Genomic DNA, 12,263 nt, shown 5'->3' with positions numbered 1-12,263 from the left:
ATCAGCGCCGCAGCTTTTGTTCCAGAAAAAGTTTGAACTGATTTGCTTCCGGCATGGCTGGATTCAGTTTCAGAGCCTTGTTCACGAATTTGAGCGCCAGGGTGTTGCTGCCTTTTTCGTGGAAGATGCGGGACATGTTGAACATCAGGTTTTCATCGTCTTTGCTGAAGGGCAGGGCCCGGGCATAGTATTTCAATGCCTGAACGAACATATCGTTTTTGCGCAACGCAATGCCGAATTCATTGAACATATGCTTGTGGCACGGCTGGAAGGCGCCTTTGAGACGGACCAGACGCCGAAAGACGATGTCGCCGCGTTCCCGATCACCTCTGGAGAGGTAGCATTGTCCCAGGCCGAACGTGGCCCGAATGTTCTCCTCGTCGATGCGCAGAACGTTTTTGAACTCCATCTCCGCGCTGAAGGTTTCCTTGTTTTGGAGGTGCCGCTCTCCACGGGCCACGCCCTTTTCCACCTCGCGCATGACTGGAATTACTTTGGACAGGTAGACATCCGGCTCCGGATGGTAGTTTTTGAGCAGCTCTTCCTTGGTGATAAGCTTGGCCGAGCCAGTGGGCATGAAACGATCGTTCAGGGATTGGACGGCGATCTGGTCGTCCTCCTGCTCCACGGCGTAGACCTGGATATTCTGGACCGTATTTTTTTTGGTGTGGCCGAACCCCACGGGAACGAGGCAGTTCGTGGAGAAAACTCCCTTGATGGCGCCGGGGGGCAGAGGGAGTGATGAGGGATTCATTATTAAGATATTTCGATATGTTGAGGTTGTTGTTGACCAGCCTGGAAGCAGTCTATTAACTGCCATTCCCAATGGATGCAAGCTGAGGAATGGTCAGTTCCGGTGTAACTACTCAGCTCTTTCATGCTAAAACTTGGGTGTTCCGGATTGTCTCGATTTTGCGGCATCGCCTGTCTGACTGAGCCAGGATTCGTTCATCGAACCATTGCCGGACGCCTGAAGCGCCAAATGAGGTTTATGCAAGCTATGGTTCGATGTTACGAAGCCGGCGAGTTGCGAGGCCGCAAAATCGAGACAATCCGGAACGCAGCTGAGTAATTACGTTCCAGTAACACATCTGCCACGGTTGTGGATCAACAAGGAGGGAGAATGAGCGACTGCATCTTGGTGACCGGCGGCGCCGGATATATCGGCAGCCAGACGTGCAAGGCCCTGGCCGCGGCGGGATATCGGCCCGTGACTCTGGACAATATGGTTTATGGTCATGAATGGGCCGTCAAATGGGGCGAACTGGTCCGCGGCGATATTCTGGACGCTCGGGCCCTGGATGCGGTGTTCTCCCGCCATGCTCCGGTGGCGGTGATCCATTTCGCGGCCTATGCCTATGTGGGTGAATCCGTGACCGATCCGGAAAAATATTACCGGAACAACGTGGGCGGGTCGTTGAGCCTGCTGGAAGCCATGCGCCGCCACGACTGCCGATACATGGTTTTTTCCAGCACCTGCGCCACATATGGAGAGCCGAAGGAGATCCCCATTCCCGAGAACCATCCCCAGCATCCGGTCAATCCCTATGGCTGGAGCAAGCTGATGATCGAGCAGATGCTCAAGGATTTTGACGCGGCCTACGGAATGCGTCATGTGGCCTTGCGCTACTTCAACGCCGCGGGAGCGGACCCTGACGGGATGGTCGGCGAGGAGCACGATCCCGAAACCCATCTCATCCCGCTGGCCATCCTGGCCGCCCTGGGCAAACGCGGGGCATTGTCCGTGTTCGGCCGGGATTATCCCACGCCGGACGGCACGGCCATCCGGGACTACATTCATGTGGCCGATCTGGCCGAGGCCCATGTGGCTGCCCTGAAGTTTCTGTTCGCCGAAAACCGCAGCGAGGCCTTCAACCTGGGAACAGGCACAGGGCATACTGTGCAGCAGGTCATCGAGACGGTTCAGGAGGTCGGTGGCCGGAAGGTGCCGGTGTCGGACGCGCCACGACGGGCCGGAGATCCGCCGGCCCTGGTGGCCGTGGCGGACAAGGCCCGGAACATTCTCGGCTGGGAGCCGAAAATCTCCGACTTGCAAGGCATCATCCGGACAGCATGGGACTGGCACGGCAAGCAGTAGGCTTTCCTCGAGCCCGCGGGTCCGCGCAGAACGGGTTTGATTATCCGTGAGCGGGCATGGTGAAGGTGAATGTCGTGCCCAGGCCTGGAGTGCTTTCGGCCCGGATCGTGCCGCCGTGTTTTTCGATGAATTCCTTGCACAGCAGCAGCCCCAGCCCGGAGCCGCGTTCGCCCTCGGTGCCGCGGGTACAGGTTCGGCGATCCAGGCTGAACAGCCCCTGGAGAGTGGCAGCGTCCATGCCCACTCCCGTGTCCTGTACGGTGATGCGGAGCGTCTTGCCTTCGGTTATCGCGGTGATGGTGACGACGCCCTCGCGGCCGGTGAACTTGATCGCGTTGAAGAGCAGATTGCGAAATACCGTGCTGAGCATGGGCTGGTCCGCATAAATGGTGACATGATCCGGTACGGCGCAGTTCAGGACGATGGACTTCTGGCGAGCGGTGGGTGCGATGAGGTCCAGGGTGCCGCGGATCAGCCCGGAGAGCGGATGCATCCGCGGTTCATATGGGGTAATCCCGCGCTGCATTCGGGCCCAGTCCAGCAGATTGTTCAGCAGGTTGTACAGATTTTCCGCATTGTCCTTCATGTCCGCGGCCAGACGGCGGATGTCCTCCTGACTCATCTGCTCGATGTGTCCGGACATGAGTCGGATAAAGGAAAGAAAGCCGATGAAGGGCGACCGCAGATCATGGGCGATGATGGCGAAGAACTTGTCCTTCTCGGCCAGGGAAGACTCCAGGCGGGCGTTGACCAGCTTCAATTCCTCTTCGACCCTGGCCTGCTCAACCCTGGCCCGGGCCAGCTTGATCTGGCCGAAGCTGAGGCTGGAAACCAGGTCCGCCAACCTGGCGTAAAAGGCCATGGCATGGTGGACGGTTTGCTCGCTGAAGCGAGTCACTCGGTCCAGGGCCGCGAGATAGGCTGTTTCATCGAATCCGTATTCATGGGCCTGTTTCCGGAACAGATCGCGGTCCGGTACGTCTTCCGCGAAGAGAAACTGCCCCAGGAACAGGTTGCCCAGGTGGTTGCCGCCAATGATGATCGGCGTGGCCACATCCCACAGGTTGTTCTTGCATTTATAGAGCTTGAACGTTCCGGGCTCCCCACTAACCGAGAGTTGCGTGTCGCTTTCGAGGCAGTTGTATCTGGTTTGCGGATGAACACGATGGAACATGGTGCAGATGTCCTGCCACCCAGTGGAAACAAGAACCTTGCCCTGAAGATCGACAATGGCGCTTCCGATGTTGGTCAGGGAGAAAAAGTCGTCCATCAGCAACTGGATCGCCTGGATGTCCAGGATATCCTCAAGGGCCAGAGTGCCGATATCGCCGCCGGGTGAGAGCAGGGCGTGCAGCTTGTTCCGGACCCTGGTCTCGCTCTTGCGCAGGGCAAGATCCATGTTTTTGCGTTCGGTGATGTCCTTGATCAGTCCGTCGTAGGCCACCAGATGCCCCTGCAAGTCCGACTTGGGCACGATGGTGTTGCTGATCCACCGCACACTGCCATCCTTGCGATGGATACGGTGCTCCAGAGGGTCAGCCCGGCCGTGAGCCAACACGCTGCGGGCCTGTTCCCGGACCATATCCCGGTCTTCGGGCAGAACCATGTTGATCCAGAGATACGGATCCGCGGCGAACTCTTCCGCCGTATAGCCGGTCACCGCCTCGCAGGCCGGGCTGTGCACGGTCTGCGCAATCCGGCCGTCTTCAACGCGCACGCTGTACAGATAATCGGTCAGGCATTCGGTTATCCGCCGGTAGCGCTCCTCGCTCTCCGAAAGCGTCTCTTCGGTCTTCTTGCGCTCGGTAATGTCCGAGAGAAAGCCTTGATTCATGACGACGTTGCCGTTCTCGTCGCGAAGGGCCCGCACCGTGGCGGAGATCCAGAACGTTGACTTGTCCCGGCGGATCATGCGGCATTCATAATCGAGAACTTCGTTGTGCAGGGCCAGCAACATGAGCAGTTCTTCGCGGGCTTCTGGATTATGAAAAATCTGTGCGGCAATATCGGTCACGCTGGACAGCAGTTCCTCCGGAGAATCATAGCCGAACATGCGCGCCATGGCCGGGTTGGCCGAGATGAAGCGGCCCTCGGGGGTGGAGGTGTAGATTCCCAGGGGAGTGTTTTCCACCAGAGCCTTGTAGTCGAGTTCCATGATGCGGAAAGCCTCTTCGGTGTCGGTGTCGGAACTTGTGTGCCGGGCAGGGGGATGTTCTTCTGGGGTCTCGGAATCTGGTGCAGAGGACATGAGTCTTGGATCCTTCAGAAATCATACATGTTCAAGATAATGGCCGACCTGGTGATTTCTCCGATCAGGCGGTCGTTTTCCACCACCGGCAAGAAGCCGAGTTCGGAATGGGCCATGAACTGGAGCGCTTCCCGGACGCTCTGGTCCGGATGGATGACGGGAAGGCCTTGGCGGGTCATGGAGGTGACCGGCCTGTCCCATTGCCGGTCCTGGGTGATTTTGGCCGTCTGTTCCCTGCCGAATGATCCCAAAAGCCTGCCGTTGTCTCCCAACACGAGCATGGCCTGACGTTCGGCGTGAGCGAGGCAGGCGGCGGCCTCCCGGATCGTGGCTCCGGCCGGGATGCAGGCGCTGGTCTTTGTCATCAGGTTGCGGACCGGTATCTCCCTGCTCGGCGTCTGGAGGATCAGTTCGATGACCCGGTCCCGGACAGCGTCAATGGGGGCGTGGACAACGGCTGACCCGGCTCCGGCATGCCCTCCGCCGCCCAGGACGCGCACCAGGGCGCCCACATCGAACATTCTCGGATTGCCGCGACCGATGACCACGGTCTTCTGGGCGCTCATGGGAAAAATGCCGAAAGCCGCGTCCAGCCCCTTGATCTCCTTGAACTTGCTGACCACCGTGGGCAGCATGTTCAATCCCTTGTGCGCCTCCTGAACGCAAACGCCCAATTGCAGGCTGCCGATGGCGAAGGTTTCCGATTCGGCCAGCATGCGGGAGAAGATGTCCAGATGCCGGGCGTCGAGAGCACTGTCCAGGTAGGCGCAAACCACGTTCAGGTCGGCGCCGTTTTCCAACAGGAAAGCGGCCATGCCCGCGTCCCTGGCCGTGGTGTTCGGGAAGGACAGGGAGCCGGTGTCGTCGTAGATGCCCAGCAGAAACAGGGTCGCCTGGACCGGTGAAAAGGCGCAGTCCATGGCTTTCATCCGCTCCAGAAGCAGCGTCACCGTGGCCCCGACCTCTTCCCGGTGTACTTCCTTTGCCTCGATGTTCCCCGGAGTCATGTGGTGATCCCAGACAATGGCCGGGAAATTGTCCCTTCGAGCCAGTTCATCCAGGGCGTCCAGGCGTTCCCAGTTGGAGGTGTCCGTGACGATGAGCCGTTCAACTTCGGAAACGTTCAGAGCGTTTCGCGACCTGAGCTGGAGCATGTCCCAATGAACGGCCAGGAATTCGCGCACCGATGGTTGGACATGGGCAGGGGCAATGCGCACAGCACCGGGATAGAGATAGGATGCGGCGACCATGGAGGCCAGGCCGTCAAAGTCCGTATTGGTGTGCGTGGTGACGATGATCATGAACTGACCTCAAGGAACGAAACGAACATTGTGAATGTCGTGCAACGATGGTTCCGGGAAAAGTTCGGGGCGCACCTTTGCATCATGCGCTGTTCTTCGGTATCTTGAAACATGTTGACGATGATATCGGACAAAAGCATGCTCCGTGCGTGTCATGTCTTTTGCTGCGGACAAATACCATAAGGGAGTTTATATGACCAGAAGGACGGGGGGCGTGAAGCAGAAAACACCAACGCTGGACTTGACGTGCAAAACGTTCGACGCGGATATCGGACTGCGGGAAGACAACTCCGTGGAGGGGTTGAAACGGGACATCATCCGGCATGTGGTTTCCACCCAGGGCAATGATTACGCTCGACCCAGCGACTACAATTATTATCATGGCCTGGCCCTGGCCGTGCGGGACCGGATGATCATCCAGTGGATCAAGACGCAGCGCTCCTATTACAAGGATAAAGCCAAGCGGGTTTATTATCTGTCCATGGAATATCTTCCCGGTAAATCGCTGATGAACAGCCTGCATTGCCTGGGCCTGACGGAAACGGCCCAGCAGGCCCTGAAAGATTTCGGACTGGAACTGGAAGACGTGGCCGAGGTGGAATGGGATGCCGGCTTGGGCAACGGCGGCCTGGGTCGTCTGGCGTCGTGTTACCTGGATTCCATGGCCACCCAGTGCATTTCCGGGTACGGGTACGGCATCCGCTATGACTACGGCATGTTTCACCAGATGATCGAGAACGGCGCCCAGGTGGAGAGTCCGGACAACTGGACCAAGCGGGGCAATCCCTGGGAGTTCGATCGTGCCCGGTACATGAAACCGGTCAATTTTTTCGGGCGCGTGCAGACCTGGGTGGATGACCAGGGGCGATTGCGGCACAGCTGGGTGGATACGCAAAAAGTGCTGGCCATGGCCTGCGATCTGCTCGTGCCCGGTTTCCGCAACGGCCAGACCATCAACATGCGGCTCTGGGCCGCCAAGTCCACCATGGACTTCAACCTGGAGTACTTCAACACCGGCAACTATATCGGCGCATTGGAAGCCAAGATCCGGGACGAAACCATCTCCAAGGTGCTTTATCCCAGCGACCAGAAAATGACGGGCAAGGTGCTCAGGTTGTCTCAGCAGTACTTTTTCGTCGCCGCGTCCCTGGAAGACATCCTGCGCCGCTACAAGAAAAAACACGACACATTCGACAAGTTTCCGGAGATGGTGGTCATCCAACTCAACGACACCCATCCGACCATCGCCATACCTGAATTGATGCGCATCCTCGTGGACGAGGAACTGCTGGACTGGGATACGGCCTGGGACATCTGCACCCGTGTCTTCGCCTACACCAATCACACCATCCTGCCCGAAGCCCTGGAGACCTGGCCCTGTTCCCTGATCCAGCGCGTTCTGCCCCGGCACATGGAGATCATCTACGAGATCAACCACCGCTTCATGCAGTGGCTGGACACGCTGGCGGACGGCCACCCGGATCCGGACATCCGCAAGTCCCGCTTGTCCATCATCCAGGAACATCCCGAGAAGGCCGTGCGCATGGCCAATCTGGCCATTGTGGGCAGCTTTTCCGTCAACGGCGTGGCCGCGATGCACACCGAGATCATCAAGAGCGTAGTGTTTCCGGAGTTTCACGCCGTGTTTCCAGGACGTTTCCGAAACATCACCAATGGGGTTACGCCCCGGCGCTGGCTGAACCAGGCCAACCCGGGACTGACCGAGCTGATTTCGGAGAAGATACCCGGAAACTGGCTTTGCTATCTGGACAAGCTGGAGCAGCTTGCGCCTTCTGCCGATGATCCGGAATTCAGGGCTCGCTGGCAGGCGGTCAAACGCGCCAACAAGGAAATCCTGGCAAGTTACGTCCGGCGCAAGATCGGCATCGAGTGCAACCTGGACGCCATGTTCGACGTGCAGGTCAAGCGCATCCATGAATACAAGCGCCAACTGCTCAACGTGCTGCACGTGATCACCCTCTACAATCGCATCAAGGCCAATCCCGGCGGCGAGTTCACTCCACGGTGCGTCTTCTTCGGCGGCAAGGCGGCGCCGTCCTACTTCATGGCCAAGCTGTTCATCCGCCTGATCAACGGCGTGGCGGACGTGGTGAACAACGATGCCGACATGGCCGGTCGGCTGCAGGTGGTCTTTCTGCCCAACTACTGCGTTTCCCAGGCTGAGAGGATCATTCCGGCAACGGAGCTTTCAGAGCAGATCTCCACGGCGGGGTACGAGGCGTCCGGCACGGGGAACATGAAGTTCGCGCTCAACGGCGCGCTGACCATCGGCACCCTGGACGGGGCCAATGTGGAGATGCTTGAGGAAATCGGCGCGGAGAACATGTTCATCTTCGGCCATACCGCCGACGAGATCCGGGACCTGCGTCGATCGGGCTACAATCCCTGGCACTACTGCGAAAGCGATCCGGAGCTGAAAAAAGTCCTGTCCATGATTTCCCAGAACGTCTTTTCACCGCGCGATCCCGGCCTGTTCGCGCCCATCACGGATTCCCTGCTCCATAACGGGGACTATTACTGCGTCCTGGCGGATTACCGGGCCTATGTGGACTGTCAGGAGCAGGTCAGCCTGGTCTACCGCGACCAGGAGGAATGGACGCGCCGATCCATCCTGAACACGGCTCGGATGGGTAAATTCTCCAGCGACCGCTCGATAGCCGAGTATGCCCGTGACATCTGGGGCGTTGAGCCGCTGGCCTGTCCGATTTGATCCTTTGAGTTGAGAAGCTTGATTCAAAAGGGAGGAGCCGAAAGGCCCTCCCTTTTGCGTCCTTAGGGACTTACGCCTGAAGCCCTGTCATCCGGGTGACAAGTGTGAGATAACCGCCCGCTGCGCTCAAGGCGCAGGGGACGCCAAGGAAACATTTTGAAAGCAGGGAAAGAGCTGCTTTCAAAAAGGATGTCTCTCCCCTATCGGGGTGATGTCACTTCGCCGTCAAACGTGAAGCCTATTGCCTGCCGCATCTTTCCAGCGGAAGGTAAAAAAAATCGGTAACTGTTCAGCATGCACTGCCCTGCGGACTTTGGCATCGCAGTCGGGGTCGGTACCGGGATCGGATCGCAGGCGGAGCCATGCATAGGTCTTCTCAACATTTTTCGAAACCGATTCCGACCCCGACACCGACCCCGATGTCGGAGGCAGATCGCACATCATGTACTGAATAGTTACAAAAATCGTAACTATTCAACACATACTCTATGGTCACTCGCCAGAGCTGGATTCCGGCTTTCGCCGGAATGACGTATCATACCACGTCCTTTCCAAGTTAAGTCATACCGGCGAAGGCCGGTATCCAGTTCGATTTTTCTCGGATGAGCTGAGTAGTTTCAAAAAATCTTCTTTACGTCCTTCGCGCCTCGAGCGAAGCGGCCTGCCCCGCCCTCACTTTGTTCAGGAAAGTTGTCATTTGCCACGGACAGCCAGGAGAAAGTGAGTGCGGAGGCGGTTCAAATACCTTCTGTTTGGGTTGCGAGCATGGCCCGCTTTAGGCTCAGAGCAGAAGGATCAACAGCCAGAGTGCGGCTGCCGCGGGAATGGCGGCGATGCCGTCGTCGAGCATGACGCCGAAGCCGCCGGGAACATGGCGGTCCACATAGCGGATCGGCCAGGGTTTAATGATGTCGAAAATCCGGAAGAAGACAAAACCGGCAGCCAGTTGCAGTGGTGAGAGCACGGCAAAGGGCAGCAGGGTCAGCCACTGGCCCAGCAGTTCGTCCACCACGACGCAGCCCGGATCCTTGCGACCGAAAATCCGCTCCGAACGGGACGCCGCCCAGGTGCCGACCAGGAGAATGAACAACAGCACCAGAACGCGCATGGAAAAGGACAAGGGCATGAACAGCCAGGGCGCGGCAAGAATGGCCGCCAATGAGCCCCAGGTACCGGGCATCCTGGGCAGAAGCCCGAACGGGCCAAGGGTGGCGATGATTGATGCGGTGCGGTCGAGCAACGGGCTGGGCATGTGAACTCGCTTGCGGTGAGGAGGTTGAATAAAGTTGGAAATGACAGGTCCCGAATCGAGTAATGCCTTGTTTCCGGTTAGGCAATCATTTCTTGATGAATGACGTGAGAGGCCTTATAGTTGTGAGAAGATACTTGATTTGTTGATATGAGGCGAAACCATGTCCTTTTACCGAAAGTACATCCTTCCCCGAGCAACGCATCTGACATGCGGCATGAAGCCGATGATGCGGCAGCGGCAAAAAGTGATTCCTCGAGCCGCGGGACATGTCCTGGAGGTTGGGTTCGGTTCAGGGTTGAACCTGCCGTTCTATGATCCGCGTGGCGTTGTGAAGCTGTGGGGGCTGGATCCGTATCCGGAAATGACGTGGATTGCGCAGCGTGACATCCCGAAAGCTCCTTTCGAAGTGGAGATCCTTGAGGCGCCGGGGGAGCAAATTCCTCTCGAGCGCAACAGCGTCGATACCATTGTCATGACCTATACTTTATGCACCATTGCCGATCCGCAACGAACATTCGCTGAGATGGCCCGCGTGCTCAAACCCGGTGGTGAGCTGCTGTTCTGCGAACACGGCGTTTCTCCCGATCCCCGCGTGCATTCATGGCAGGATCGACTGACGCCGATCTGGATGCGCCTGGCGGGCGGGTGTCACCTGAACCGGGACATACCAAAAATCATCACCCAAGGCGGCTTCCGGATCAGGGATCTGGAGACCGGATACGTCTCTCGATGGCGGATAGCCAGTTACAACTATCTGGGAACGGCACGTCCCGGATGAAAAAAGGAGGTCACCATGAAAGCATTGGCAGTCAACGGAAGTCCGCGCAAGGGCGGCAATACGGAAATCTTGCTGCGCAAGGTTTTGGAACCGATCCAGAGCGACGGCTGGGAAACCGGGTTCATTCAGTTGAGCGGGAAGAAAATTTCAGGTTGCATAGCCTGCTATAAATGTTTCGAGAACAAGGACCAACGTTGTGCCGTGACCTCGGACGCGCTGAACGACATCCTTGCGGAAGTCCTGGCAGCGGATGCGCTGATTTTCGGTTCACCCACCTATTTCACCGACGTCAGCGCCGAAATGAAGGCCCTGCTGGACCGCACGGGGCTGGTCAGCGTGGCTAACGAAGACCTGCTGCGCGGCAAGATCGGAGCGGCCGTGGTCGCGGTGCGCCGGGGAGGGGGCACGCACGTCTTCGACACCATCAACCACATGTTTCTGATGTCCTCGATGATCGTTCCCGGCTCGATCTACTGGAACCTGGGATACGGTCTGCACAAGGGCGACGTGCTCCAGGACGAGGAGGCGCTACGGAACATGAATCACCTTGGTCGAACCATCGCCTGGCTGGGCAAGGCAATCAAGCCGCATCTAGACACTTTGCCCGAGTCCGGACCGGCGGATGAAACATGAGGGGGCACAGGACACACAAAGCAGACACGGGGCCAACCACGTCTCCATGCTCAGCCGCTTTTTCTAGCAATGTCCTCCAGAATGGAGTATGCTGAAAATGATCGACACAATGAGAAAGAGAAAAGGAGTGACAGGAAATGGACAAGATATTGGAACTAGATTGTCCGCCGGAGATATTGCTGGGCTTGCATTTGGACGCCAACCAGTTCGCCAAACTTGTCAAAATGGAAACCGCCTTGGCCTTGTTCCGTGATGGCAGGCTGTCGTCCGGCATGGCGGCACGCTGGCTGAAAATGCCACGCGTTCTTTTTTTGTTGAAGGCCATGGAACAAGGCTCAATCTCTCTGCTAAATGATACCGAAGAAGATTTCGTCCGCGAGACATCCCTGGTATGATCGTCTTTTCCAACACAACGCCGTTCATCTCGCTTTCCTGCATTCATCGGCTTGACTTGCTGCCGAAAATTTTTGGCACAATCCATGTGGCTCAGGCTGTTGTTGATGAATGCGCCGAGGGTGGAAAGATAGTTGTCCCGCTTCTTGCGGAACTGGAATGGGTTGACATCGTCCCCGACACAAAAGATGTCAGCCTGACGATTTTGTTTGAGCTTGATCGTGGCGAGAAGCAAACGATACTGCTTGCTCGAGAATATAAAGCGGACATAGTCATCGTGGATGAACGGCTTGGCAGAAACATAGCCGAATACCTTGGCCTTGCCGTCACAGGCACACTTGGCGTACTTGCAAAAGCCAAACAACTTGGTCACATCGAATCATTTCGCGATACCGCACGTTTCATGCAGGAACAAGGCATCCATTATAACACATCACTCATAGATCGCATCGCTTATCATATGGGTGAATGAGTCTGTCTTTGTCTTAGAATGAGGTATACGTCGCGCTCGCAAGAGATACATGTCATGAACCTGACATGGGGTAGGGCAGGATCATTCGTACAATTGTCCCCAGGACAGTCGCGCTTCAAACCACATGTTCCTGATGTCCTCGATGATCGTTCCCGGCTCGATCTACTGGAACCTGGGATACGGTCTGCACAAGGGCGACGTGCTCCAGGACGAGGAGGCGCTGCGGAACATGAATCACCTTGGTCGAACCATCGCTTGGCTGGGCAAGGCCATAAAACCGCACCTGGACAATTTTCCCAAGCCCGGACCGGCGAATGAAACATGAAGGGCCACCGGGCTTTTGGGCGGGCATGCGAA

10 protein-coding genes and 1 pseudogene are annotated in these 12,263 nt (G+C 57.4%); 7 read left to right on the top strand and 4 right to left on the bottom strand.

The features are described from left to right. Position 1 precedes the first annotated feature (1 nt). Entirely contained in the window at positions 2-754 is a 753-nt protein-coding gene (locus tag ACYQ15_RS06890) for a tetratricopeptide repeat protein (RefSeq protein ID WP_459936788.1), read from the bottom strand. Positions 755-1,123: 369 nt separating this feature from the next. On the opposite strand from ACYQ15_RS06890, the gene galE reads away from it, so the two are divergent. Then, positions 1,124-2,098: a UDP-glucose 4-epimerase GalE gene (gene galE / locus ACYQ15_RS06885; protein ID WP_459936787.1), complete on the top strand. Its 975-nt coding sequence runs from the start codon at positions 1,124-1,126 to the stop codon at positions 2,096-2,098. 40 nt (positions 2,099-2,138) lie between these two features. Here galE and ACYQ15_RS06880 read toward each other — a convergent pair whose 3' ends face one another. Both ACYQ15_RS06880 and ACYQ15_RS06875 read right to left on the bottom strand, forming a co-directional pair. Next, positions 2,139-4,346 (bottom strand): PocR ligand-binding domain-containing protein, encoded by a 2,208-nt coding sequence (locus ACYQ15_RS06880; RefSeq protein WP_459936786.1) that lies wholly within the window; start codon positions 4,344-4,346, stop codon positions 2,139-2,141. A 14-nt stretch (positions 4,347-4,360) separates the two neighbouring features. Then, positions 4,361-5,647, bottom strand: a complete 1,287-nt coding sequence (locus ACYQ15_RS06875; RefSeq protein ID WP_459936785.1) for a CBS domain-containing protein — start codon at positions 5,645-5,647, stop codon at positions 4,361-4,363. Positions 5,648-5,840: 193 nt separating this feature from the next. Here ACYQ15_RS06875 and ACYQ15_RS06870 point away from each other — a divergent pair, with 193 nt between their 5' ends. Further along, positions 5,841-8,378: a glycogen/starch/alpha-glucan phosphorylase gene (locus ACYQ15_RS06870; RefSeq protein WP_459936784.1), complete on the top strand. Its 2,538-nt coding sequence runs from the start codon at positions 5,841-5,843 to the stop codon at positions 8,376-8,378. A 781-nt stretch (positions 8,379-9,159) separates the two neighbouring features. On the opposite strand, the gene ACYQ15_RS06865 is transcribed toward ACYQ15_RS06870, so the two are convergent. Then, positions 9,160-9,630: a phosphatidylglycerophosphatase A family protein gene (locus ACYQ15_RS06865; RefSeq protein WP_459936783.1), complete on the bottom strand. Its 471-nt coding sequence runs from the start codon at positions 9,628-9,630 to the stop codon at positions 9,160-9,162. Between the two features lie 160 nt (positions 9,631-9,790). On the opposite strand from ACYQ15_RS06865, the gene ACYQ15_RS06860 reads away from it, so the two are divergent. The 5 genes and pseudogenes from ACYQ15_RS06860 to ACYQ15_RS06840 form a co-directional block, all read left to right on the top strand. Continuing rightward, entirely contained in the window at positions 9,791-10,408 is a 618-nt protein-coding gene (locus tag ACYQ15_RS06860; protein ID WP_459936782.1) for a class I SAM-dependent methyltransferase, read from the top strand. Positions 10,409-10,423: 15 nt separating this feature from the next. Further along, a complete protein-coding gene (locus tag ACYQ15_RS06855) occupies positions 10,424-11,041 on the top strand; it encodes a flavodoxin family protein (protein ID WP_459936781.1) in 618 nt (205 codons plus the stop codon). A gap of 137 nt (positions 11,042-11,178) precedes the next feature. After that, complete coding sequence (locus ACYQ15_RS06850) at positions 11,179-11,436, top strand: UPF0175 family protein (RefSeq protein WP_459936780.1); 258 nt, start codon at positions 11,179-11,181, stop codon at positions 11,434-11,436. Beyond that, positions 11,433-11,906, top strand: coding sequence for a PIN domain-containing protein (locus ACYQ15_RS06845; RefSeq protein ID WP_459936779.1), 474 nt, complete (start codon positions 11,433-11,435; stop codon positions 11,904-11,906). Before ACYQ15_RS06850 ends, ACYQ15_RS06845 begins: the two co-directional genes overlap by 4 nt. A 118-nt stretch (positions 11,907-12,024) precedes the next feature. Then, positions 12,025-12,231: pseudogene (locus ACYQ15_RS06840) on the top strand (flavodoxin family protein); the annotation flags it as partial. Between the last annotated feature and the right edge of the window lie 32 nt (positions 12,232-12,263).

The sequence above is a fragment of the Desulfonatronum parangueonense genome (assembly GCF_054656975.1).
Note: the sequence above shows the minus strand (reverse complement) of the source record. Positions and strands in the feature narration are given on the sequence as shown.